This is a genomic window from Pseudomonas sp. NPDC089407, assembly GCF_044900445.1.
Classification (GTDB): Bacteria; Pseudomonadota; Gammaproteobacteria; order Pseudomonadales; family Pseudomonadaceae; genus Aquipseudomonas.
The window spans coordinates 42120-66897 of the sequence record NZ_JBJDNB010000023.1 but is presented as its reverse complement, the minus strand read 5'-3'; the positions used below and the strand labels follow the sequence as shown (position 1 = coordinate 66897).

Here is a 24778-nt window from a genome sequence, read left to right as displayed (position 1 = left end):
CTTCTACTTGCAGCTTGAAGCTTACCGCTTGGAGCTTATGGCTTGTGGCTTGCAGCTGTTCCCAGCTACCGGAGGGACCATGAGCTACGTTATCGACCGCCGCCTGAACGGCAAGAACAAGAGCACGGTCAACCGCCAGCGCTTCCTGCGGCGGTACCGCGAACACATCAAGAAGGCCGTCGAAGAGGCGGTAAGCCGCCGTTCCATCATGGACATGGAACACGGCGAACAGATCAGCATTCCCGGGCGCGACATCGACGAACCGGTGCTGCACCATGGCCGCGGGGGCAAACAGACCATCGTGCACCCTGGCAACAAGGAGTTCACCGCCGGTGAACACATCCCCCGCCCGCAAGGTGGCGGCGGGGGTGGCAGTGGCCGAGGCAAGGCCGGCAACTCCGGCGAAGGCATGGACGAGTTCGTCTTCCAGATCACCCAGGAAGAGTTCCTCGAATTTATGTTCGAGGACCTCGAACTGCCCAACCTGGTCAAGCGTCACCTCACCGGTGCCGACACCTTCAAGACAGTACGCGCCGGTATCGCCAATGAAGGCAACCCGTCACGCATCAACATTGTGCGTACCCTGCGTTCGGCCCATGCCCGGCGTATCGCCCTGACCGGCAGCAGCCGCGCGCTGCTACGCGAAGCGCAGAAAGAACTGGCCCGGCTGAAAGTCGAAGAGCCGGATAATTTCACCGACATCCAGGAAGTCGAGCAGGAAATAGAGCGCCTGAAGGCGCGCATCAACCGCCTGCCCTTCCTCGACACCTTCGACCTCAAGTACAACCTGCTGGTCAAGCAACCCAACCCCAGCTCGAAAGCGGTGATGTTCTGCCTGATGGACGTCTCCGGCTCGATGACCCAGGCGACCAAGGACATCGCCAAGCGCTTCTTCATCCTGCTGTACCTGTTCCTCAAGCGTAACTACGACCGTATCGAAGTCGTGTTCATCCGCCACCACACCAGTGCCCGGGAAGTTGACGAAGAAGAGTTCTTTTACTCGCGGGAAACCGGCGGCACCATCGTCTCCAGCGCACTGAAGCTGATGCAGGAGATCATGGCTGAACGCTACCCGGCCAGCGACTGGAACATCTATGCCGCCCAGGCCTCAGACGGCGACAACTGGAACGACGACTCGCCGATCTGCCGTGAGATTCTGTCCAAGCAGATCATGCCGCATGTGCAGTACTACACTTACGTCGAGATCACCCCCCGTGAGCACCAGGCGCTGTGGTATGAATACGAACGCATCGGCGAAGCCTACCCCGACACGTTCGCCCAACAGCAGCTGGTATCGGCCGGCGACATCTACCCGGTCTTCCGTGAACTCTTCCAGCGCAGGTTAGCCACATGACCGCCAGAGCACAGAGACGCCAACCCATTTCCACCGGGTCCGAGTGGACGTTCGAACTGATCCAGACCTACGACCGGGAAATCAGCCGCCTGGCCGAGCGTTACGCCCTGGACACCTACCCCAACCAGATCGAAGTAATCACCGCCGAGCAGATGATGGATGCCTACGCCTCGGTCGGCATGCCGCTGGGCTACCACCACTGGTCCTACGGCAAGCAGTTCCTCAGCACCGAGAAGTCGTACAGCCGTGGCCAGATGGGCCTGGCCTACGAGATCGTGATCAACTCCGACCCGTGCATCGCCTACCTGATGGAAGAAAACACCATGTGCATGCAGGCACTGGTGATCGCCCATGCCTGCTACGGGCATAACAGCTTTTTCAAGGGCAATTACCTGTTCCGCACCTGGACTGATGCCAGTTCGATCATCGACTACCTGGTGTTCGCCAAGCAGTACATCGCCCAGTGCGAAGAGCGCCATGGCATCGATGCCGTAGAAGACCTGATCGACTCTTGCCATGCCTTGATGAACTACGGGGTCGACCGCTACAAGCGCCCGTACCCGATTTCTGCCGAAGAGGAGCGGCGTCGGCAGCAGGAGCGCGAAGAGCACCTGCAGCGGCAGATCAACGACCTGTGGCGGACCATCCCCAGAAGCGCCGACAAGGCGGGTGAGCGCGATGAGGGGCGCTTCCCCGCCGAACCGCAGGAAAACATCCTGTATTTCATTGAGAAAAACGCCCCTCTGCTCGAACCCTGGCAGCGCGAAGTGGTGCGCATCGTGCGCAAGATCGCCCAGTATTTCTACCCGCAGCGCCAGACCCAGGTGATGAACGAAGGCTGGGCAACCTTCTGGCACTACACCCTGATGAACGACCTGTACGACGAGGGGCTGATCACCGAAGGGTTCATGATGGAATTTCTGCAGTCGCACACCAGCGTGGTGTTCCAACCCGGCTTCGACAGCCCGTACTACAGCGGCATCAACCCCTACGCGCTGGGCTTTGCAATGTACACCGACATTCGCCGCATCTGCGAAAACCCGACGGAGGAAGATCGCCACTGGTTCCCCGACATTGCCGGCAGTGACTGGCTTTCTACCATCAAGTTTGCCATGAGCAGCTTCAAGGACGAGAGCTTTATCCTGCAGTACCTGTCACCCAAAGTGATGCGCGACCTCAAACTGTTCAGCATCCTCGATGATGACCAGCGTGATGACCTGCTGGTGCCCGCCATCCATGACGAAGCCGGCTACCGGGTCATTCGTGAGCAACTGGCGGCCCAGTACAACCTGGGCAACCGTGAACCGAACGTGCAGATCTGGAGCGTCGACCGCCGTGGCGACCGCTCGCTGACCCTGCGCCACCAGCAGCACAACCGTAAACCGCTGGGCGACTCGACCGAAGAAGTGCTCAAGCACCTGCACCGCCTGTGGGGGTTCGATATCCACCTGGAAACCGTCCAGGGCGAGCAAGTGATGAAGACCCACCACATGCCACCACGCGGCGAACACGGCGAAAGCGCCGAATACGGGCGCATGGACCTGGCGGTCATTCACCACCTCTAGCGCAACGCCATGGCTGCCGACGGGTTATCCTGTCGGCAGTTATGGAGAGCTGCACATGCACATCTACAAAGTTGGCGGCGCCGTGCGCGACCGCCTGCTCGGCCGCCCGGTCAGCGACATTGACTGGTTGGTGGTCGGCGCCAGCGTCGAGGAAATGCTTGCCCAAGGTTATCGCCCGGTCGGGGCGGATTTCCCGGTTTTTTTGCACCCGAAAACCGGTGAGGAATACGCGCTGGCGCGTACCGAGCGCAAGAGCGGGCGTGGTTATGGCGGGTTCACCTTTCACGCCAGCCCCGATGTCACCTTGGAAGAAGACCTGATTCGCCGGGACCTCACCATCAATGCAATGGCCGAGGACGAAGCCGGCACGGTACATGACCCGTACCATGGCAAGCAGGATCTCGACCAACGCTTGCTACGCCATGTTTCCCCGGCGTTCGCCGAAGATCCGCTGCGCGTCTTGCGCGTTGCGCGCTTTGCTGCCCGCTATGCGGCGCTGGGCTTTCGGGTTGCCGACGAGACCCTGGAGCTGATGCGTCAGATCAGTGATTCGGGCGAGTTGCAGGCGCTGACCGCCGAACGCAGCTGGAAGGAAATCGAGCGAGCGCTGATGGAGGCGCAACCGCAGGTGTTCTTCCAGGTGCTGCGTGCATGTGGAGCCCTGCAACAGCTGCTGCCTGAGCTTGAGGACGACACCCAGGCCCTGGCAGCGCTGGGGCAGGCCGCGCTGCACGAACAGCCCCTGCACGTGCGCTGGGCCTGCCTGCTGCATACCCTGCCCCCGACCTCGATCAAGGCGGTCAACCAGCGCCTCAAGGCGCCGCGTGAGTGCCAGGAATTGGCGTTGCTGACGGGTGAGTGCCTGGGGCAGGCAGACCAGGCGCTGGCTTTGCCTGCTACGGCCTTGCTGGAGCTGCTGCAAAAGTTTGATGTGTACCGGCGGCCGCAGCGCTTCGAGGATTTTCTGAGCGCTTGCGCAATGACTGCGCTGGGCGGGGGTGATGCGGGTTATCCACAAGCGGATTATCTGCGTGGTGCAGCGGCGGCGGCGCGGGCGGTGGATGTGAAGCCGTTGGTGCAGGCTGGACATACCGGCCAGGTTTTGGGCGAAGCGCTCAAAGGGGAGCGACTGAAAGCGCTTGAGGCTTACCAGCGCGGTTAGACATACCGGCCTGCAGGTGTAGGAGCGGCCTTGTGTCGCGAAAGGGCAGCGAAGCAGCCCCGGCGATTTGTGCACCTGCGCTGATATTCTGGGGCTGCTTCGCAGCCCTTTCGCGACACAAGGCCGCTCCTACACCCGCGAAAGGGCCGGTACAGGTTTACGCCGGAGTCAACTGCAACCCACGCCACTCAAAGGCCACCGGGGCCAGCACCTGGTCGATCTGCGCTTCCTGCCACAGCTGCGCCATGGTCTTGCCCACCCCCGGATGCACCAACTCGGGTGCCAGCAGCGACAGCGGCCACAGTACAAAGGCGTTCTTCAAAATCTCGGCGCGCGGCAGCACCAGCCCATCGAAGGTGCCATGCAAGCCGTCATACATCAGCACGTCGATATCCAGCGGCAACCCTTTGCGATCGGGCGCATAGCGGCCATTTTCGGCTTCGATGAACTTCAGCCGGCGGTCCAGTTCGATCAACGGCAACGCGGTTTGCCCGGTCACCACGAAGTTGATGAACGGCCCGCTCTTGATCCCCACCGCCTGGCTTTCAAAAACCGGCGAACAGCGCATGTCGGTGAGGATGCCGGCCAATGCATCAAGCCCGGCGCACAGGTGCGCCTCACGGTCGATGTTGCTGCCAAGGCCCAGGTAAACCGTGCTCAGAGACATCCGCGCTCGATCTCCACGCCTACACCGCCACGGGCCGCCGGTACCGCGCCGGGCTTGGTCAGCTTCAACCGCACCCACGGGATGTGGAACTCTTCCATCAAGGTTGCCACCAGGCGCTCGGCAAAGGTTTCCACCAATTCGAAACGGGCCTGCTCGGCAAACGCCTGGATACGCGCCGACACGCTGGCGTAGTCCAGCGCCAGGTTCAGGTCATCACCTGCTGCTGCCGGGCGGTTGTCCCAGGCAAAGCTCAGGTCCAGGCGCAAGCACTGGCGAATATCCCGCTCCCAGTCATAGGCACCGATGACGGTATCGACTTCCAGGCCTTCGATGAACACTCTGTCCAAGCACTTCTCTCCACAGCACGACAAGGGCGACTGGCGCCGTTAGAATCAGGGCGTCCTCGCCCGGAATAGTTAGCATGTTTTGGTTACTGGCGTTGCTCGCCTACCTGCTCGGCTCGCTGTCCTTCGCCATTGTCCTTAGCCGCCTTTCGGGCAGCCCGGACCCGCGTTCCAGCGGTTCAGGCAATGCAGGCGCCACCAACATGCTACGCCTGGCAGGCCGCAAGATGGCGATCCTGACCCTGCTTGGCGACCTGTGCAAGGGCCTGTTGCCAGTATTGCTCGCCCGCCTTGCCGGGCTGGACCTGCACGAACAGGCCTGGGTTGGCGTGTGCGCGGTGCTGGGCCATCTGTTCCCGCTGTACTTCCGCTTCCAGGGCGGCAAGGGCGTGGCGACGGCCGCCGGCATGCTCATGGGCCTGTACTTCCCGGCCGCACTGCTGGCCATTGGCGCCTGGCTGCTGATTTTCTACCTCACCCGCACCAGCTCGCTGGCCGCACTGATCGCCACGCCGCTGACCCTGCCACTGCTGGCCTGGCGCGAGCCAGAAGCCCTGCTGCCGATCACCGTGCTTACCGCATTGATCGTGTGGAGCCACCGCAGCAACCTGCGCGACCTGTTCGCCGGGCGCGAGCGCCACTTCTGAACCTTGCCGTCAAACCGTGCAGTTGCGGCCCTTACAGCGGCGGCAACTGCTCCATCGGCCAGCGCGCCTGCACGCTGATCGCCAGGCCCTGCTGCTGCCCGGCCAACAGGCGCTGGCAACCGGCATAGGCGATCATCGCGCCGTTGTCGGTGCAGAACTGCGGGCGCGCGTAGTACACGTTGCCCTTGATGCCAGCCAGCATGTCTTCCAGCGAGGCGCGCAACGCCTTGTTGGCACTCACGCCGCCGGCAATGACCAGGCGCTTGAGGCCAGTCTGCTTGAGGGCACGCTTGCACTTGATGGTCAAAGTCTCCACCACCGCCTGCTGGAATGCCAGGGACACGTCGCAACGGGTTTGCTCACCGTCGTCGCCAGCACGCTTGCACTGCTGCCAGGTGTTCAGGGCGAAGGTCTTGAGGCCACTGAAACTGAATTCCAGGCCTGGGCGATCGGTCATCGGCCGCGGGAATACAAAGCGCCCAGGCACGCCCTGCTCTGCCAGGCGCGCGATTTCCGGGCCGCCAGGGTAATTCAGGCCAATCAGCTTGGCAGTCTTGTCGAACGCCTCGCCGGCGGCGTCATCCAGGCTCTCGCCCAGCAACTCGTACTGGCCGATGCCATCAACCCGAACCAACTGGGTGTGGCCGCCGGAAACCAACAAAGCGACGAACGGAAACTCGGGCGGGTTTTCTTCCAGCATAGGCGCCAGCAAGTGGCCTTCCATGTGGTGCACGCCAATCGCCGGAATGTCCCAGGCAAAGGCCAGCGCCTGAGCGCAGGAAGCCCCTACCAGTAATGCCCCGACCAGGCCAGGGCCCGCGGTGTAGGCAATGGCGTCGATTTCGGTGGCAACACAGCCAGCCTCGTCCAGCACCTGGCGGATGAGCGGCAGCATGCGCTTGACGTGGTCACGCGAGGCAAGCTCGGGCACCACGCCACCAAACACGCGGTGCAGGTCGATCTGGCTGAACAATGCGTCGGCCAACAGACCGCGTTCACTGTCGTATAATGCGACGCCAGTTTCGTCGCAGGATGTTTCCAATCCCAGTACTAGCATGGGTTCGTCCCTTGTGGGGGCTGAATTCGAAGCCGCGCATGATAGTCCCCGTGTCGGATGCCGACCAGCGGTTTTCGATCAGAGGCTTTGCATTCCGGCTTGCTAAGGGTTAACATCCGCAACCCTTGAAAACCGACGTTCTCCAGCACACCTTTGTTTTGCCAGGAGCACGTCTACCCCGGTAATGAATTAAGGTAGCCCTGGATGCCAGCCGTCAAAGTTAAAGAGAACGAACCCTTCGACGTAGCTCTGCGTCGTTTCAAGCGCTCCTGCGAAAAAGCCGGTGTACTGGCTGAAGTTCGTAGCCGCGAGTTTTACGAGAAGCCGACCGCAGAGCGTAAGCGCAAAGCAGCTGCAGCTGTTAAGCGTCACGCCAAGAAAGTTCAGCGCGAACAGCGCCGCGCCGTTCGTCTGTACTAATACAGGCGTTCAACGCAAAGCTTCTGCCCTGCCCGGCTAACCGCCGGGCGATGGCAGTGGTCGTTTCAAACTTGGGCAGCTAGCCCAAGGCCCTGCACAAGCTTCACGCGAACTGCACATGGGCAACCTGCCTGAAACGTCAGAGCTGGTCCTTCTTGCTGTATGACCAGACGTGCACGTCAGACTGACGGGCCCTTAGGGGCTGGCGACGAGCACACATTTCCTCGCACCTCCCCAAGCGGTACCCGCCCCATTCGGCGCGCGAGCGATTAGACTTGCCAGTTGCCAGATGACGAGACTGCCATGGCCGGGCTGATTCCCCAGAGCTTCATTGACGACCTGATCAACCGCCTCGACATCGTCGACGTGGTGAGTTCGCGCGTCCAGCTGAAAAAGACCGGCAAGAACTACTCCGCCTGCTGCCCGTTCCACAAGGAAAAGACCCCTTCCTTCACGGTCAGCCCCGACAAGCAGTTCTACTACTGCTTCGGCTGCGGCGCCGGTGGCAACGCCCTGGGCTTCGTCATGGACCACGACAACCTGGACTTTCCCCAGGCTGTCGAGGAACTGGCCCGCGCCGCCGGCATGGAAGTGCCCCGCGAGCAAGGCCGCCGCGACAACAAGCCGCGCCAGCCTACCGACTCGCCGCTGTACCCGCTGCTGGATGCCGCCTCGGAGTTCTACCGCCAGGCCCTGCGCAGCCACCCGACCCGCAAGGCGGCGGTGGACTACCTCAAGGGCCGCGGCCTGTCCGGGGAAATCGCCCGCGATTTCGGCCTGGGCTTCGCTCCGCCTGGCTGGGACAACCTGCTCAAGCACCTGGGCGCCGACACCCTGCAGCAGAAGGTAATGATCGATGCCGGCCTGCTGATCGAGAACGCCGAAAGCGGCAAGCGCTACGACCGCTTCCGCGACCGGGTGATGTTCCCGATCCGCGACAGCCGCGGGCGCATCATTGCCTTCGGTGGCCGAGTGCTCGGCGACGACAAGCCCAAGTACCTGAACTCCCCGGAAACCCCGGTGTTCCACAAGGGCCAGGAGCTGTACGGGCTGTACGAGGCGCGCAAGCACAACCGCAACCTCGACGAAATCATCGTCGTCGAGGGCTACATGGACGTCATCGCCCTGGCCCAGCAAGGCCTGCGCAATGCCGTGGCCACGCTTGGCACCGCCACCAGCGAAGAGCACCTCAAGCGCCTGTTCCGCGTGGTGCCCAGCGTGCTGTTCTGCTTCGACGGCGACCAAGCCGGGCGCAAGGCCGCCTGGCGTGCCCTGGAGTCGACCTTGTCGAACCTGCAGGACGGCCGCCGCGCGCGCTTCCTGTTCCTGCCCGAAGGCGAAGACCCGGACAGCCTGGTGCGCGCCGAAGGCACCGATGCTTTCATGGCCCGCATCAACCAGCATGCCCAACCGCTGGCCGACTATTTCTTCGAGCAACTGGGCGTCGAAGCCGACCCGCGCTCGCTGGAAGGCAAGGCGCACATGGCGACCCTGGCCGCACCGTTGATCGAAAAGATCCCCGGCGCCAACCTGCGTCAACTGATGCGCAACCGCCTGAAAGAAATCACCGGCCTCGACCCACAGCAGGTCGAACAACTGGCGCAGCAGGCGCCAGCGGCCGGCAGCGTGCCGGATTACGACCCGGGCTACGACTACGACGCCATGGCCAGCTACACCCCCGACTACGGCGACATGCCCCAGCACGACTTTGCGCCGGTGCAGCAGGAGCAGGCGTGGAAGCCAAACAAGGGCGGCGGCAAGAAGCCCTGGAGCGACAAGCCATGGGACAAGAACCGTAAGGGCGGCAAGCCCTGGCAGCAACGCGACGAAGCACCGCCACGTGTGCCGGCACCGGTCGAACCGCCTACCCTGGCGGCCCTGCGCACCCTGCTGCACCACCCGCTGCTGGCCGGCAAGGTGGAAGACGCCAGCCACTTCGCCGACGAAGAACACCTGTACAGCCAGCTGTTGGTGGCATTGATCGAAGCCGCACAGAAAAATCCTGGGCTAAGCTCAATGCAGTTGATCGCACGTTGGCATGGTACCGAACAGGGCCGCCTGCTGCGGGCCTTGGCAGAAAAGGAATGGCTGATCGTGGCCGACAACCTTGAACAACAGTTTTTCGACACTATAACTAGCTTGTCCGCCCGCCAACGCGAGCGCAGCCTGGAACAACTGCTCAGGAAATCACGTCAAAGCGAATTGACCAGCGAGGAAAAAACCCAGCTCCTCGCCCTGCTGAGCCGGAATGTTCCCGCACAAACGCCGACCTCATCTGGCGCGTGAGGCCCATGCTCGGGTATAATCCTCGGCTTGTTTTTTGCCCGCCAAGACCTTCAGTGGATAGGGTGTTATGTCCGGAAAAGCGCAACAGCAGTCTCGTATCAAAGAGTTGATCACCCGCGGTCGTGAGCAGGGCTACCTGACTTACGCGGAGGTCAACGACCACCTGCCTGAGGATATTTCAGATCCGGAACAGGTGGAAGACATCATCCGCATGATCAACGACATGGGGATCAACGTATTCGAGAGTGCTCCGGATGCGGATGCCCTTCTGTTGGCGGAAGCCGACACCGACGAAGCCGCGGCCGAAGAAGCCGCTGCTGCGTTGGCGGCAGTTGAAACCGATATCGGCCGCACGACCGACCCGGTGCGCATGTACATGCGCGAAATGGGTACTGTCGAGCTGCTGACCCGCGAAGGCGAGATCGAAATCGCCAAGCGTATCGAGGAAGGCATCCGCGAAGTGATGGGCGCTATCGCGCACTTCCCGGGTACTGTCGACTACATTCTCGGCGAATATGACCGTGTCACCACCGAAGGTGGCCGTCTGTCCGATGTTCTCAGCGGTTACATCGACCCTGATGACAACATCGCTGCACCGACCGAAGAAGTACCGGTCCCGGGTGCCAAGGCCCCTGCGGCCAAGGAAGAATCGGACGACGAAGACGAAGAAAGCGAAGGCAGTGACGACGAGGAAGAGGCCGAAAGCGGTCCCGACCCTGTGGTTGCAGCCCAGCGTTTCGGTGCGGTCAACGACCAGCTTCAGGCCACCAACAAGGTCCTGAAGAAGAACGGTCGTGGCCATAAGGAAAGCGTCGAGGCCCTGCAGGCCCTGGCTGACCTGTTCATGCCGATCAAGCTGGTACCGAAGCAGTTCGAGGTACTGGTCGAGCGTGTTCGCGATGCCCTGAGCCGCCTGCGCCAGCAAGAACGCGCCATCATGCAACTGTGCGTCCGTGACGCCCGCATGCCGCGTGCCGACTTCCTGCGCATGTTCCCGAGCAACGAAACCGACCAGACCTGGAGCGGTGACCTGGCCAAGCGCAACACCAAGTGGGCTGCTGCCCTGGGTGAAAAGGACGCTGCCATTGTTGCTTGCCAGCAGAAGCTGATCGACCTTGAGACCGAAACCGGCCTGACCGTTGCCGAGATCAAGGAAATCAACCGTCGCATGTCGATTGGTGAAGCCAAGGCCCGCCGCGCCAAGAAAGAAATGGTCGAGGCGAACCTGCGTCTGGTGATCTCCATCGCCAAGAAGTACACCAACCGTGGCCTGCAGTTCCTCGACCTGATCCAGGAAGGCAACATCGGCTTGATGAAAGCGGTGGACAAGTTCGAATACCGTCGCGGCTACAAGTTCTCGACCTACGCCACCTGGTGGATCCGTCAGGCGATTACCCGTTCGATCGCCGACCAGGCACGCACCATCCGTATTCCGGTGCACATGATCGAAACGATCAACAAGCTCAACCGTATTTCCCGGCAGATGCTGCAGGAAATGGGTCGCGAACCGACCCCGGAAGAGCTGGGCGAGCGCATGGAAATGCCTGAGGACAAGATCCGCAAGGTACTGAAGATCGCCAAAGAGCCGATCTCCATGGAAACCCCGATCGGTGACGACGAAGATTCGCACCTGGGCGACTTCATCGAGGACTCGACCATGCAGTCCCCGATCGACGTGGCCACGGTCGAAAGCCTGAAAGAAGCCACCCGCGACGTGCTCTCGGGGCTGACCGCACGCGAAGCCAAAGTGCTGCGCATGCGTTTCGGTATCGACATGAACACCGACCATACCCTCGAAGAGGTGGGCAAGCAGTTTGACGTAACGCGTGAGCGGATCCGTCAGATCGAAGCGAAGGCGTTGCGCAAACTGCGCCACCCAACGCGCAGCGAGCACTTGCGCAGCTTCCTCGACGAGTGATGACAAAACCCCGGCCCAGGCCGGGGTTTTTCTTTTCTGCTTTCTGAAACTCTCGCGGTCCTTGTAGGAGCGGCCTTGTGTCGCGAAGGGGCTGCAAAGCAGCCCCCGGGATTGAGCATCACGCATGGATTGCCGGGGCCGCTCTGCGGCCCTATCGCGACGCAAGGCCGCTCCTACAGTTACTGCGCCGCCTCAAAATGCAGCGAAGGCATGACGCATGAAGGGTAAGCCCCGAAATTTGCGCAAGGCCCTGTTGTATCTGACAAAAGACCCCACCTTCCACTGCACACCTGCAGCAATGCCCGTCTACACTCGACTCAGACCCCTGAATGCGAGGCCGCCATGTCCTTCAAGCCGGCCATCCTGTTGCTGCTCCTGATGTTGTGGAACGTAACGGCCGGCGCCCTGACCCTGACAGACGAAGAGAAAGCCTGGCTGGCTGCCCACCCGCAGCTGAGCCTGGGCGTTGACGCCTCTTGGCCACCGTTCGAGTTTCGCGACCAGGAAGGCCGCTACCAGGGATTGGCCGCCGATTACATCGCCACGATCCAGCAACGCCTGGGCGTAACGCTGAAACCGGTCGAGCCCAGCAGCTGGACCGAGGTACTGGCACAGGTGCGGGAAAACCGTATCGACCTGCTACCCGGCATCATGTCGACCCCCGAACGCCAGGCCTACCTGGCGTTCACTCGCCCATACCTCGACTTCCCCATCGTTATCCTCGCCCACAAAGGCGGCGCACAGCCGCGCAACCTTGATGACCTGTACGGCCTGAAAATCGCGGTGGTAGAAAACTACGCCCCGCACGAGTTGCTGCGTACCCACCATCCAGACCTCAACCTGGTGGCCCTGCCCAATGTCAGCTCAACGCTGCAGGCGCTGGCTACCGACCAGGTGGACGCCGTAGTCGGTGACCTGGCGTCCAGCATCTGGAGCCTGCGCCAGCTCAAGCTCGACGGCCTCTACGTTAGCGGCGAAACGCCCTACCGCTACCAACTGGCCATGGCCGTCCCGCGCAACAACCAGGTACTGGTCGGCATTCTCGACAAAGTCATGGCCGACATGAGCAGCAGCGAGGTCAGCCAGATCCAGCAGCGCTGGGTGGGCAATGTGGTCGACCAGCGGCTGTTCTGGTCCGACTTGCTGGTGTATGGCCTGCCAGCGATGCTGTTGCTGATGGCCGTGCTGGCCGTCGTCATCCGCATCAACCGCCGGCTCAGCTCGGAAATTTCCCGGCGCATCGCCTTGGAGCAGGAGCTGCGCAGCAGCGAATACCACTACCGCGGCCTGGTCGAAAGCCTGTCAGCCATCGCCTGGGAGGCCGACGCCAACGACTACACCTACAGCTACGTGTCACCGCATGCCGAAGACCTGCTGGGCTACCCGTTGACCGACTGGCTCAGGCCCGGCTTCTGGCGCAGCATCCTGCACCCAGAGGACGCCCTCTGGGCCCAGGCCTACTGTGACAGCGAAGCCGCCGCTGGGCGCGACCACAGCCTGGATTACCGGGTAATCCGCGCCGACGGCCAGCCACTCTGGGTACGCAACATCGTCAGCATGATCGAACACGGGCACCAGCCGGTGATGCGTGGGTTGATGATCGACATCAGCGAAACCAAGCGCACCGAGGACGCCCTGCGCCTGTCAGAGCAGAAGTTTGCCTCGGTGTTCCAGCAGTGCCCCGATATCTTGCTGATCGCCCGCCACCGCGACGGCTGCCTGCTGGAGGTGAACGAAGCCTTCGAAGAGCAGATCGGCCTGACCCCGGAGCAAGTCATTGGCCGCACCGCCACCGAGCTCAACCTGTGGGGCGACGAAGGCAGCGGGCCGCTGGTGCTTGAGCGCTTGCACCAGGGTGGTATCCGCAACCTGGAGATGAGCTTCCGCCGCAGCAACGGGCAATTGTTCACCGGCCTGACCTCAGCCGAAACCTTCGAGCTCGACGGCATCCCCGCGCTGGTGGTAGCGGTACGCGACATCAACCAGCTCAAGGAAACCCAGCAGCAACTGCAAACCTCGGAAGAGAAATTCGCCAAAGCCTTCCATGCCTCGCCCGACGGCCTGCTGTTGTCGCGCCAGAGCGACGGCCTGCTGCTGGAAGTGAACGAAGGCTTCTGCCGCCTCACCGGCCACGACCTCAACCCGACCATCGACCAGACCTCGCTGGACCTGGGCATCTGGGTCGACCTCAACGAGCGCAAGCGCCTGATCGACCAGCTTAACCGCGAAGGCTTCGTGCGCGACTTCACTTGCCATATCCGCCGCAGCGACGGGCAGATCCGCCTGTGCGAGCTGTCCGCCCGTCCTCTGCCGATTACCGGCGTCGACTGCATGCTGACCATCGCCCGCGACATCACCGAGCGGCACCTGATGCAGGAAAAACTGCAGCTGGCCGCCACCGTGTTTGAGAACACCGCCGAAGGCGTGCTGATTACCGACATCGACCAGCGCATCAGTGCCGTCAACCGCGCCTTCAGCGAAATCACCGGCTACAGCGAAATCGAAGCCCTTGGCCAAACCCCGCGCCTGCTCGCCTCTGGCCAGCACGACAGCGCCTTCTATGCCGCCATGTGGCACCAACTGACCGATGAAGGCCACTGGCAAGGCGAGATCTACAACAAGCGCAAAAACGGCGAGTTGTACCCCGGCTGGCTGACCATCAGTGCAGTGCGCAACAGCGAGCGCGAAATCACCCATTTTGTCGCCGTATTCGCCGACATCTCCAGCCTTAAACACGCCCAGGCCAAGCTTGACTACCAGGCCCACCACGACCCGCTGACCGGCCTGCCCAACCGCGCCCTGTTCGAAAACCGCCTGCAGGCGGTGCTCACCTGCGCTCAAGTGTCCAACCGCCAGGGTGCAGTGCTGTTCCTCGACCTCGACCGCTTCAAGCACATTAACGACAGCCTTGGCCACCCGGTTGGCGATTTGCTGCTCAAAGGCATCGCCCAGCGCCTGAAAGAGCAGGTACGCGACGTCGACACCGTGGCCCGCCTGGGCGGCGACGAATTCATCATCTTGCTGCCCGGCCTGCACAAGCCGAGCGACGCCAGCAGCATCGCCAACAAGCTGCTGGCCTGTTTCAATGCACCGTTCCAGGCGGGCGAACATGAGTTTTTCACCAGCGCCAGCATTGGCATCAGCCTGTATCCACAGGACGGCACCGACGTTGCCACGCTGATCCGCAACGCCGACGCGGCCATGTACCGCTCCAAGGCCAAGGGCCGCAACCGCGTCGAAGCCTACACCCGCGACCTCACTGCGCAGGCCAGCGAGCGCATCGCCCTGGAGCATGAACTGCGCCGCGCCGTGGAACGTAACGAAATGAGCCTGTGCTTCCAGCCCAAGCTCAGCCTCAAGACCCAGAGCCTGGTCGGCGCCGAAGCGTTGATCCGCTGGAGCCACCCGACCTTTGGCGAGGTACCGCCCGAACACTTCATTCACCTGGCCGAAGAGAACGGCACCATCCTCCAGCTCGGCGACTGGGTACTGGAGCAGGCCTGCCGGCAGATGCAGACCTGGAAGCAGCATTACGAACCCTTCGGCCCACTGTCGATCAACCTCGCCGGCGCCCAGCTGCGCCAGCCGACCCTGGCCCGGCGCATCGAGCAACTGCTCAAGCAGTACCAGCTCAAGGCCGGCGACCTGCAGCTGGAAATCACCGAAAACTTCATCATGAGCCAGGCCGAAGAAGCCTTGGCCGTGCTGTACCAACTGAAAAAACTGGGCGTACAGCTGGCCATCGACGACTTCGGCACCGGCTATTCCTCGCTCAGCTACCTCAAGCGCCTGCCGCTGGACATCCTCAAGATCGACAAGTCGTTCATCCGCGGCCTGCCCGACGATCCCCACGACGCCGCCATCGCCCGCGCGATCATTGCGCTGGGCCGCAGCATGCAACTGACCATCATTGCCGAGGGCGTGGAAAACCAGGCCCAGCAGCGTTTTCTGGCGGCTGAAGGGTGTGAGCAGATCCAGGGCTACATCGTCAGCCTGCCCTTGCCGGCAGAAGAATTCGCCGCAACGTTTCTTCGCATAGCACTATCGGATCTTTCAGATGGCACAGGTGCGAAACCCTCGTTATAATCCGGCCACTCACTGAGGGCCTATAGCTCAGTTGGTTAGAGCAGAGGACTCATAATCCTTTGGTCCACGGTTCGAGTCCGTGTGGGCCCACCAATAAAATCAATGGCTTACGTCTAATCAGCGTAGGCCATTTGTGTTTTTTGGCAGGAATTTTCCCCGTTTCGTCCCCGTTTCGTCCACATCGCTCGCTAATCGTCTGCTCCGACAAGCCCCTCAGCGCAAAGGATCGGGGCCGAGGTCAGGCGGCTGCTCAGATCGCACGTATCGTCGCGGCTTCAACACACTCACACTACGATGGGCTTGAATCTCGCCTTGCGTCATTCCACACCAAGGGAAACTAACCGCCATAGAACAATGTACAAGTTATACTGACGCCTCATAGAAACCCGTATCTGCAAAATTCAGATCACATCGAACCTATTAAAACTGAGGCTCATGCAGCTTGAACCCTAGATAATATAGACCCCAGAACGTCGCAGTCAGCATCTGCATGAGCAACGTAAAATAAATAAATGTCATTGCTAGCGAAAGAAGTGTTCCTACCAAGCCGCTCAATAGCCCAACACTGGCAATTTCCGCCCCGCTAGACATTAGCGCGACAGAGAGCAACACTAGAACTATACTTTCACATGTCAAGAATGCGAACAGCATTGCCAAAAACCTACGACGAGTGAGCTTTACTAAAATGTTTTCTCCACGAGTATTTAATTTTACAGTTGGAGTAGGCTCGGGCAATACGTTATCAATATCATTACGACCAAACGTAGCAATTGCTGCCAGGGCAGCAATATAAAAACCTGGAAGGCATGAAAGGAAGCCTAAGAGTAGACTGACGGGACCGGAAGCCCTGTAAATGTCAGAGTGCCACTCCTCATTAGTAGAAAGCCACGTGCAAAGCAAAGATATAATAACTGGAAAAAGCCAGTCTACCTTCCATTTTTGCGGGTGACGTATCGCAAGATACGAAAGCGGCTGCAACATTTGCTTCAACATTTTAAGTCACTCCAAGCTCTTAAGGACTTCCTTAACTATAGCATGATTAACTTCTTCAATGCTGGCCGAGCTAACCGCATTAGTAGACGAAACGTAATATCGCTTTACGTAACGACCATCATTTGCCAACTGGCCGGTATCAACTGATAGTAAGGCGTTATTCGGAGAGCCCGAGCCATCCTTGAAGCTAACACGCATCTGATCGAGGCCATCATTTTTTGCATTTGTAAGAACATCTTTAACAGTTTTTACTGCATCACCTATCAGATCTTTCTCCAATGCAAGCTTAATAACGCGGTGTTTTTCTTTTACGAAACCTGCATTATCCCACTTCCCGCCGACCTTCTTATGACTTATCAGCTCAATACCCGCGAGAGCGCCGCTTTGTAGATCGCTTTTGAAAGTGTCAGATATATGCCCTTGCAGCTCCACCTCATGAACATGGTGAACCTTATTTTGCTCCCCTTTTTTATTGCAAGAACCGTCCATATTAGGAATCTTGAATAGTTCAGGTTTTTGTTTCTTGCAGTGCCTGATCACATGCGCGAAGTAATTAGAAATGGCGCTACTTCCCAAACCGGACCCGGATGCAGACTCAATTATACAGAAATAGTAATCCCCCCCTTTAGCTGGCTTGGTATCTAGTATTAGATGCGCAGAAAACTCAGCACCTTGCCCAGGGAGCTTTTCGTTTACTTTGCGCTCTTTAGACTCTGGATTACTATATACAGAGTCGGGGGCACTAGGATCGCACCTATTGATCAAAAGCACCCAATATCCGCTAACGATATCTGTGTGGGCGATATAGTACTTGTCAGCTTTATCACTGTGACCTTTACTCAAAAAATTGTCACCACCCGCAATGAGCGCCTCAACTATTTCTTGAATCTCTTTCATAGACTTCGGAGTCGCAGGAAAGTCGGCGATATTACCCTCTGCCCTTGAACGCCCCCGAGCATACAGCTTCATATCAAAAAACGTAGCAATACGCCTGGACATACAGATTACCTGCTCCTGTTAAATATTTTATTTAAGAAGACCGAGAACGGTAGGCTTACAATCGTCGCTAGCCGATATAGGCTGCTTTGAAGAATCCAAATATAGATTCCAGAATATTTCCATGTTGTTATCATCCACATCCTGTGATGGCTCAATCATGGCACCCTTTGTCAGCCTGGGCAACCCAATGGCCATCTACCGGAACGAGCAAACCGGCCAAAATTGCTCGAGAAAAAAAACGGGGCGAAAAATCACTTATCCCCCTCCCGCCGACGCGCTTTCCGTCGAAAAAAAGTGCAAAGGCCGTGGGTAGTGCAACGGAACGCCCGGCCCAGGCCCGCTGTGGGCTCTGGCAGCAGATCGGCCATTGCACTGAGTGCAAGGTTTGGCAAAGGAACGCAAAGCCATTGCGCGTAAAACTGCCCGCCCCTGGTAGCCCACTGCGGCCATCACACCCAATGGCAATAGGGGTGAGCCCAGATTTTTTCAGAATGCGCCGCTCAATTTTGGCGCTGCCTTTTCTGATCCAACGGGCGCTGGTGAATCGGCCGTAGCCCAGTGGCGGCAAAGGTTTCAGGCTTGGTAGTAGGGTTTGAGCGGTTGCACTCAGTTGCACGTCAGAGCTTGGTGCGGGGACGCAGGGTGATGAGCTTCGCTCGCTCAACGGACGCTGCGAAAAACCCGCAAAACCCACCGAGGCCGTTTGCACGGCCCCGGCAGCTATCGTGCTAGCAGCTTTTCGAGCCAGGTAGAGCTAGGTTCAGGATTTGGCGTTCAGGGTCTTGAGCTTGTGCAACGTAGCGGGCGAGTTCACCGCCACCTCGTTCGAGAGTGCGCTAGGAAGCGTAGCCAAGGCTGGCGGCACTCCGTCCTTCTCAGCACCGTCAAATAGCTTCTCTAACTCTTTCCCAAACTCCATCCAGACAAGTTCATTCTTCTTTGCTTCTCTTTCACGCGATCCGTTACAGTGGCGCAACAAACCTTCATGTATTTTTAGGTCACGGAGGCATATTGCCCTCGACAACGCGTAAATTTGCATCAACTCTTCGCGCAAACCTTCACGGGCAAGCATTTTGGCAAGCTGGGCTTTCCAATACTCATTATTGAGTGCCAGAGGCTCACTTGACAACTTCATACGCGCCTCTGCCAATCGCATAATCAAATTATTCTCAAGACTGGCCCGCGCCTCAACCGTGGCACGCATGGCATTAGCTTCTTTCCTAAGCTTCTCGGCGCGTTCGATTTCTTCATTAACTTTGGTTTGGTCGATCTCCCCCGTTCCTGCAAGCCTTCTCCAGGACGCATCAGTTCGATCAGCCTGCCGTTCAAACTCAGCGGCCTTTTGTATCAGACGCTGGTTTTCTTGCGTCACCTCAACAAGTTTATTTTGAAGATCGACGTACACAGCCTTATTAGTTTCAAAGCAGGTTAAGCGATGTTGCAGCTCAGGGGTCAAACTCTGCACATCAAAGGTTTGGATACTCATATGGTTTACCTGAATGGTTGAATTGATATTGAAAGCGCCCGGGTACGACTGTGGCTAGAGAAGTCGCTTCGTGGGCTTGGCCTTGTACTTACCGCGCGATCTCAAAGCGCACACCTGAGCGCTTAACTCCCGCTTCACGCGCTTCAGGCTTGCGGCCAGTACGTTGCTCATGGGTGCAGAACGCATCGGTATAGCTTTGGTGCGATAGGTGGCTGTATTGGCTTTCCTGGAGAAAAATAGTTCTTGCGTACCGAGACTGGTGGGCTCATCAGTCACAGAAAGGCCTGTCATATAAGCCCGACCAGATCCAGCAAAGTTTGGCGTTATCTCGACGCTAGAAAACAACTTTTCCCCGTCACGATTCAACTGGAGCAAGCGGGCGTTTGGCTTCATCTGCACTTCTAATGCTACTTGGCCCTTTGCTAGTTCAGGATCACTATCAATTAAACGCACAGAGTAAACTGTACCGTGCGCGCCATTACCGCGCTGGTTATCGACCCAGATAACAGCGGTGTATTTAGATAGCGAATAGGTTTCGGCACAGTCGCGTAAGTCCTGCGCTTTGATTTCTCGCCCGTCAGCAGTCGGCCCACTGGTGGCGACACGCTTCCAGGAAGTTACAAGTGATCGGGGCATTAAGAGCCTCACTTAGCGAAGGAAGTTAGTCTAAAATGTGCAGCCGTCGCAAACATGCGCAACATGCCGCACCAACATGTTAATATTAACATACAGCTGACGCTTATCCGTCCTTTTGAGGCGCAACGAATGCGGATTTATTGTGGATCTTGTGGAAAAAAGGCACGTATTTTTAGAGTGGAAGAAGAATCACCAACCTATGCAAAACTCTATTGCATTTGTCTTGAGCCGCACTGCGGGCACAGCTTTGTTTCAGAGTTCAGTTTTTCTCACACTCTAAAGCCTTCAAATTTAAAGACAGCAGGAAGCACAATTATTGATAGAATCTTGCAACTCACTGAAGAACAGCAAAGACAGATACTTCAGCAGTTGGACCTATTGACATGACTAGGGCCATACCTGGTGTGCTGACATTCCAGGACCTTCAGCAGGTTACAGGTTATCAACGGCGCTCCGATGTTGAGCGTTGCTTAATAGGTCAGGGGGTAAGGATATTCCGTGGTCGCTCTGGCCCCTGGACAACTATCGATCTCATCAATCAGGCGGGCGGCATCAAACCGGACAGCGATGATAAGTATGGTGCAGACGTCATTTGATGCCAGACGGCAACGGCTCAAAGCAGCTCGCCAAGGGGGTGGGGGGTCACGGTCGGCGTCTTGCCTCAACCCCACCACCTGGCGTGCAAAACACTCGCATAGGTCAAAGCTTCAGATATCTGTCAACAAAAACCACCGACACCCCCTATTTACCGCGTCTGATTTCAAAAAAACGGGGAACGCGGGATTTTCGGGAGAATCCTTCTAGAATGCGGCCTCCAGAGCATTTTTCTGTTCCCGCAATTTTTTGACCGGGAACAAAATGGGTGGGACGTACCCTATTAAACAGAGTTGTGTTCCCATGTTCCCACTCTTGTGTTTTAAATGGGAACGCCAGTAGCCCCGTATTCTCTGGCCGTTCCCGGTGTTCCCGGTGTTCCCGATCAAAAATAGCTCTGCGCCCATGTCTTGTGGGGTAGCGCGGCCGGCTTATCCCTCTTTCTCTAGCCTATCGGGGTCAATTACGTAAAAACGGGAATTCCCACCACCTGGCGTGCGTCGCTTTTTAGTCCACCGGTTGTCTTCACTATCCTTCTGCACCAAAGCGTCCACGCCGATCAAGGCGCGTACGATTCGTGCCTGGCTAAAACCCGAGGCAGCCTCTTTAAGACCTGGAGGGTTAAACAAATAGAGACGCTTATCGGATTCAACCTGGTAGTAACCAGCGCGTTCACGAACAGTGACATTGGCATGTTCTGCGCATATGTCTGAGAAACGACTATCACTGTGTAGGGCGATAAATTCGCTAATACCACTAAGTATCTGCCGATCTTCTGCACTACCGTCACCCATCGTTTGCAGCCATTCGTTGAACAGCGTTTGGCAGCCCTTGACGGCAGTCCCTTTCGGCCATTTCAACAGTTCGCGGCGAATAGCCGATTCACCAGCCAGCGCCATGATTGCGAAGCGATCCGCTACCCGGCCTGCCTGTGAACTCTCGGTGGCAAAGGCTTCCCGTACCTGCCGGAATGCGCTGTGCAGATCTTCCGGATGCTGAATCAGCGACTCCACGAACGCCGGGCCTACGTGGCCGTAATGCTGGGTGACGGCATCGCTCACAACCCGGTGAAACTCCTGCCCCGTCAACCCATGCACGTCATCAAAAGCGCGGTGTGCGCGAGTACCCGCATTGACATCCACCATGCGCAGTTCGGCACCGGCGTGGGCGTTACTGCCACCAATGGCGGCGTGGTCTGACAGTGAACGCTCCCCGCTGGATAGCGCCAGGACACGCCAGGTCAACTTGGCACGACCCTCTCGCTCCCTGGTCATGGTGCCCTTACCCATGCCGTTGGCGATGGCATACGCCATTTCCTGAACCCGCTTTGGGTCAGCCCGCTTGATTTCGTCCAGGATCAGGATGGTGTCATTACGCGATGCGGCTTCGATCTCGATACCGCCCTTCGATACGTCCCAGGACGCGGCGAACGCCCCAGGATTGCCCCATACGGACGCTGCGAGGAGCTGGGCAAGGGATTTACCACTCGATGAATCACCCACCAGGTGCACGCCGCCGCCATTCACCCCCACCTTGGCGAGCAAAGGGCCCGCCAGGGCACAGCAAACTGACAGGATCAACACGGGGTTGCCCACACACCGGGCGGCAATTTCGGTCTGCCAACCGTCGACGGTGCCCTTGCTGGCGAAAATGTTGGCTGCCCTGCCAGAGTCTTGGAAACGCACGTTGTCCCCGCCAATGACGCGAGACGGCAGTACAAACGCCCCCGACTCATGCCAGCCCGGCTTGCTGGTGGTAGCGATCACCAACTCAGGTGACTGGTGGCTGGCCAAGTAGGGCACGATCTGGCGGCGCTGGTGGTGCTCGATGACAAGGCCGCGACTCAGCAGCACCTTCAATACCTCATCACCCTTCCCACCCAGTGCCTCCATAGGCATGACCCATTCGATGCGCCGTCCCCGGTGAGTGAACGACAGCAAACGGCCTATGGTGCCGTCCTCTGAATTAATCGTTTCAGCTTCCACATTCAAGGGAGCACAGATCCAGTGATCGACCGGAATGGCCTTCTCATCAGGCCCGCTTTGCTTCAATCCGTGATACCAGGTGCCGGCCTTATAGAGCTTGCCCTCCACGGTGCAAGGGTGCTCGTAAACGGCGTAGCGGGGCCGCTCCAGCTTTTCGAATGCAGGTGCTTGTGGCTCGCCCACCAGACTCAAGGTCGGGGGCTTTTCATGTGTGCTCATGGCTTGCAGCTCTTGTTGGATTGACCCGCAAGCCAGAGGTGCAGGTCGTTAAAATCGGATAGGGCGGAGGGGGCGTCAGAGGGCCACTCAGGGAAAACCACACGAGCATCGGCAGCACGAGCGGCTTGGTTGGCAGCACGCTTTCCCGGATTACTAGCCGTGCTGCGGTCATCGTCACCGGCAATAACTAGGTCAAGCGTGGCGCCATAGCGCTCACGCATGGCCATGGCTACAGCCTTAAGGTTTCCGGCATTCATCGCACAGACCACCGGACACCCGGTGGTTTCGTGCAGCGTGGCGCCCGTGGCCCAACCCTCACACACATACAGGCGGCATCCCTCGGAGAGTTTGCCCAGTGGCGAATAGCAACCTTGGACACGCCCCCCCATCAGAAAGCGTTTGCTGCCATCCGGCGTGATGATCTGCAGGTTCACCAAGCGCCCGTTATCACAGAGCGGCACCACCAACCGCCCTTGCCCCAACTGGCGCACCAGGTGCGGTTTCACCCCCTTGGCCAACAGGTAGGTGTGCAGTGGATCAGCGGCCTTCGCTACTTTCCAGAGCTGCGCGGCTTCACGGGCAGCCTGGAGCTGCTTTTCCTCCTGGAGCTGTTGTTCACGCAGGCGCCAAGAGGCACGCTCGCGCTCGGACACTTGTTGGCGTTCCTGTAGCTGCTGAGCATCCGTAACCGTAAGCTTGAAGAGGCCCAGGCCCAGGCGCTCGTCCACTTCCTTGGCCGCATCCAGTTGACCGCATCCGCGCAGATAGGCCAGCAGCGACACCAGGTCGCCACCATGGGCACCGCTGTCAGCGAAATCATTCCACCGGCCTGTGTCGAGCGATACACCGAAGGAACCGGCTTGCCGATCCCCGCGAGCGATGTTCGCCGCCACCCATTCGCGGCCTTTACGTTTGCCTTCAGGAAGCCACTCGGCCAAAAGCACATCAGCCGCACTCAGGGCTCCAGCTGCTGCATGACGGATCAATTCAACAGGTCGCAAGTGGCTCATCATTTCTGCTCCTTTCGGAGAAGGCTTGTCCCTCGCGCTTGGCGTAGAGCTTCTTCGGCTTGCTGCGTTGCTTGCTGCGCCAAGTCTTCCATGTCGATGAGCACGCCTTTTGTGCCGTCAGTCTTTGGAATGGTGCGATAGGCCCCATTCTTGATCTCACGACGGATAGAAGAGATGGACTGTCCAGAGAGCTGCGATAGCTGCTCTATCGTAAGCGGGGAGCTTTTAACGCCAATTTTCATTGGACACCCCCTTGGGAAGCACCCACGGCGATGAAGCGATGGTTTTTGTCCAGCTTGTAAAAAACTCCGGCTACTAAACCTTTCTCACCTATGTAACCGACAGCAGTCCGATAGCGCTGCGCCCGACCATCCCAATACTTGAGGCGAATTTCCCCCTGCTCGCCGGCACAGACCGCTCCCCCGATTCCTGCGCTGGCCGTACCCTTGGCACCGGTAGAGGCAGTACCGTAATCACCGGCATTTGCTACCCCACAATGACCAGCAATGGCGATACCGCAAGTAAGAACAGAGGCCACACCACCGTCCCCAGCGGTGGCACGTCCCCACTCCCCAGCACTTGCTGTCCCGAACATTCCTGCCAGCGCTGAGCCCCTGTCTCCTACCACTGCCGTTCCGCTTTCGCCGGTCATGGCAGTGCCACTGTCTCCGCCAATTGCTGTTCCGTAGTCGCCTGCCTGGACGCTATCTTGGTCGCCGACCAAGCGATATGTCCGAACGGGCTTCACATATCCAACTTGGGCGCTGTGCGCGTCCAGGTGCAGCACATCAAAGGCTTTTTCCAGGCAAGCCGAACCCTTCAGCGCATCACTGCGCTCTTGGAAAATGTTCATCTCAATCGTCCCGTAGTGAGGGGAGGAAGATCACAGGGCTGATACGCCTGTAACCCGCTTCGCAACAGCTCAAATCAATGGCAACCAGTGCCCCAGGTGATCAATCGGCCTGATTTAGCCGCGGCAATTTGCAGCCCCTGGGTGCAGGGCACTGCCCTGCCGGGGTGTGGGCGAGCAGCCCACGCTGGTAAAGAGTCGAGCGTAGCGAGCTGAGCCCCGTAGGGGCGAAGGCATCAGAGTTGTTGATTTGTTGCTTGCTCATTGCACACTCCTGGCCTTCCAGGGCTCGAACAATGTTCATGTGTGCGTTGTAGCGCTTGAGACGTACAGAAAGGGATGAATTTGCGCGGAGGGCGCTCAAGGCCATACGACGGTGAGCGAGTGCACGGATTGCGGGCGGAATTAGGGTGGACATAGGTGGTGCTCCGTTTGCGTCTTTGGAGCTGCCACGGATCGTCGCCAAACGATTTAGGGTGGCAGCTGTGCGCGGGTTGGCG

General features: G+C 58.9%; 21 protein-coding genes and 1 tRNA gene. 11 read left to right on the top strand and 11 right to left on the bottom strand.

Annotation, left to right across the window (positions count from 1 at the left end; translation table 11 throughout):
- Window positions 1-79: 79 nt before the first annotated feature.
- Genes ACI2KG_RS18280 through ACI2KG_RS18270 form a run of 3 tightly spaced genes read left to right on the top strand, consistent with a single transcriptional unit; the run spans window position 80 to window position 4081 of the window.
- Window positions 80-1354 (top strand): YeaH/YhbH family protein, encoded by a 1275-nt coding sequence (locus ACI2KG_RS18280; protein WP_404662837.1) that lies wholly within the window; start codon window positions 80-82, stop codon window positions 1352-1354.
- A complete protein-coding gene (locus ACI2KG_RS18275) occupies window positions 1351-2919 on the top strand; it encodes a SpoVR family protein (protein ID WP_404662836.1) in 1569 nt (522 codons plus the stop codon). Before ACI2KG_RS18280 ends, ACI2KG_RS18275 begins: the two co-directional genes overlap by 4 nt.
- A gap of 55 nt (window positions 2920-2974) precedes the next feature.
- A complete protein-coding gene (locus tag ACI2KG_RS18270; protein ID WP_404662835.1) occupies window positions 2975-4081 on the top strand; it encodes a multifunctional CCA tRNA nucleotidyl transferase/2'3'-cyclic phosphodiesterase/2'nucleotidase/phosphatase in 1107 nt (368 codons plus the stop codon).
- Window positions 4082-4238: 157 nt separating this feature from the next.
- Here ACI2KG_RS18270 and folK read toward each other — a convergent pair whose 3' ends face one another.
- Both folK and folB read right to left on the bottom strand, forming a co-directional pair.
- Window positions 4239-4748 carry a 2-amino-4-hydroxy-6-hydroxymethyldihydropteridine diphosphokinase gene (gene folK / locus ACI2KG_RS18265; protein WP_404662834.1) on the bottom strand — a complete coding sequence of 170 codons (510 nt, stop codon included), beginning with the start codon at window positions 4746-4748 and terminating at the stop codon, window positions 4239-4241.
- A complete protein-coding gene (gene folB / locus ACI2KG_RS18260) occupies window positions 4739-5095 on the bottom strand; it encodes a dihydroneopterin aldolase (protein WP_004375185.1) in 357 nt (118 codons plus the stop codon). Before folB ends, folK begins: the two co-directional genes overlap by 10 nt.
- 74 nt (window positions 5096-5169) lie before the next feature.
- On the opposite strand from folB, the gene plsY reads away from it, so the two are divergent.
- On the top strand, window positions 5170-5739 hold the full coding sequence (plsY, locus tag ACI2KG_RS18255; RefSeq protein ID WP_400617019.1) for a glycerol-3-phosphate 1-O-acyltransferase PlsY: 570 nt from the start codon (window positions 5170-5172) through the stop codon (window positions 5737-5739).
- A gap of 31 nt (window positions 5740-5770) precedes the next feature.
- Here the strand turns inward: plsY and tsaD are convergent, their stop codons facing one another.
- On the bottom strand, window positions 5771-6796 hold the full coding sequence (tsaD, locus tag ACI2KG_RS18250) for a tRNA (adenosine(37)-N6)-threonylcarbamoyltransferase complex transferase subunit TsaD (RefSeq protein WP_404662833.1): 1026 nt from the start codon (window positions 6794-6796) through the stop codon (window positions 5771-5773).
- Window positions 6797-7000: 204 nt separating this feature from the next.
- Here tsaD and rpsU point away from each other — a divergent pair, with 204 nt between their 5' ends.
- The 5 genes from rpsU (at window position 7001) to ACI2KG_RS18225 (ending at window position 15599) form a co-directional block, all read left to right on the top strand.
- The gene (gene rpsU, locus ACI2KG_RS18245) at window positions 7001-7216 is read left to right on the top strand and encodes a 30S ribosomal protein S21 (protein ID WP_003255575.1); all 216 of its coding nucleotides are present in this window, start codon (window positions 7001-7003) and stop codon (window positions 7214-7216) included.
- A gap of 303 nt (window positions 7217-7519) precedes the next feature.
- Window positions 7520-9502: a DNA primase gene (dnaG, locus tag ACI2KG_RS18240; RefSeq protein ID WP_400617015.1), complete on the top strand. Its 1983-nt coding sequence runs from the start codon at window positions 7520-7522 to the stop codon at window positions 9500-9502.
- Window positions 9503-9569: 67 nt separating this feature from the next.
- Window positions 9570-11420: an RNA polymerase sigma factor RpoD gene (gene rpoD, locus ACI2KG_RS18235; protein ID WP_404662832.1), complete on the top strand. Its 1851-nt coding sequence runs from the start codon at window positions 9570-9572 to the stop codon at window positions 11418-11420.
- 342 nt (window positions 11421-11762) lie between these two features.
- A complete protein-coding gene (locus tag ACI2KG_RS18230; protein WP_404662831.1) occupies window positions 11763-15506 on the top strand; it encodes an EAL domain-containing protein in 3744 nt (1247 codons plus the stop codon).
- A gap of 16 nt (window positions 15507-15522) precedes the next feature.
- Window positions 15523-15599 (top strand) — tRNA-Ile (locus tag ACI2KG_RS18225).
- Between the two features lie 327 nt (window positions 15600-15926).
- On the opposite strand, the gene ACI2KG_RS18220 is transcribed toward ACI2KG_RS18225, so the two are convergent.
- From ACI2KG_RS18220 to ACI2KG_RS18205, 4 genes are all read right to left on the bottom strand, one after another.
- Window positions 15927-16499 carry a hypothetical protein gene (locus ACI2KG_RS18220; RefSeq protein WP_404662830.1) on the bottom strand — a complete coding sequence of 191 codons (573 nt, stop codon included), beginning with the start codon at window positions 16497-16499 and terminating at the stop codon, window positions 15927-15929.
- Between the two features lie 6 nt (window positions 16500-16505).
- Window positions 16506-17498 carry a hypothetical protein gene (locus ACI2KG_RS18215; RefSeq protein WP_404662829.1) on the bottom strand — a complete coding sequence of 331 codons (993 nt, stop codon included), beginning with the start codon at window positions 17496-17498 and terminating at the stop codon, window positions 16506-16508.
- Between the two features lie 760 nt (window positions 17499-18258).
- Window positions 18259-18984 carry a hypothetical protein gene (locus tag ACI2KG_RS18210; RefSeq protein ID WP_404662828.1) on the bottom strand — a complete coding sequence of 242 codons (726 nt, stop codon included), beginning with the start codon at window positions 18982-18984 and terminating at the stop codon, window positions 18259-18261.
- Window positions 18985-19038: 54 nt separating this feature from the next.
- Window positions 19039-19620: a GPO family capsid scaffolding protein gene (locus ACI2KG_RS18205; RefSeq protein WP_404662827.1), complete on the bottom strand. Its 582-nt coding sequence runs from the start codon at window positions 19618-19620 to the stop codon at window positions 19039-19041.
- A gap of 54 nt (window positions 19621-19674) precedes the next feature.
- On the opposite strand from ACI2KG_RS18205, the gene ACI2KG_RS18200 reads away from it, so the two are divergent.
- Together ACI2KG_RS18200 and ACI2KG_RS18195 are read left to right on the top strand one after the other, a co-directional pair.
- On the top strand, window positions 19675-20007 hold the full coding sequence (locus ACI2KG_RS18200) for an ogr/Delta-like zinc finger family protein (RefSeq protein ID WP_404662826.1): 333 nt from the start codon (window positions 19675-19677) through the stop codon (window positions 20005-20007).
- A complete protein-coding gene (locus tag ACI2KG_RS18195; protein ID WP_253090736.1) occupies window positions 20004-20216 on the top strand; it encodes a hypothetical protein in 213 nt (70 codons plus the stop codon). Before ACI2KG_RS18200 ends, ACI2KG_RS18195 begins: the two co-directional genes overlap by 4 nt.
- 429 nt (window positions 20217-20645) lie before the next feature.
- On the opposite strand, the gene ACI2KG_RS18190 is transcribed toward ACI2KG_RS18195, so the two are convergent.
- Genes ACI2KG_RS18190 through ACI2KG_RS18175 form a run of 4 tightly spaced genes read right to left on the bottom strand, consistent with a single transcriptional unit; the run spans window position 20646 to window position 24281 of the window.
- On the bottom strand, window positions 20646-22418 hold the full coding sequence (locus ACI2KG_RS18190) for a DUF927 domain-containing protein (RefSeq protein ID WP_404662825.1): 1773 nt from the start codon (window positions 22416-22418) through the stop codon (window positions 20646-20648).
- Complete coding sequence (locus tag ACI2KG_RS18185) at window positions 22415-23431, bottom strand: toprim domain-containing protein (RefSeq protein ID WP_404662824.1); 1017 nt, start codon at window positions 23429-23431, stop codon at window positions 22415-22417. Before ACI2KG_RS18185 ends, ACI2KG_RS18190 begins: the two co-directional genes overlap by 4 nt.
- Entirely contained in the window at window positions 23428-23670 is a 243-nt protein-coding gene (locus ACI2KG_RS18180; protein WP_110679026.1) for a hypothetical protein, read from the bottom strand. The genes ACI2KG_RS18185 and ACI2KG_RS18180 overlap by 4 nt, the downstream gene beginning before the upstream one ends.
- Window positions 23667-24281, bottom strand: coding sequence for a hypothetical protein (locus tag ACI2KG_RS18175; protein WP_019750272.1), 615 nt, complete (start codon window positions 24279-24281; stop codon window positions 23667-23669). The genes ACI2KG_RS18180 and ACI2KG_RS18175 overlap by 4 nt, the downstream gene beginning before the upstream one ends.
- Window positions 24282-24778 lie beyond the last annotated feature (497 nt).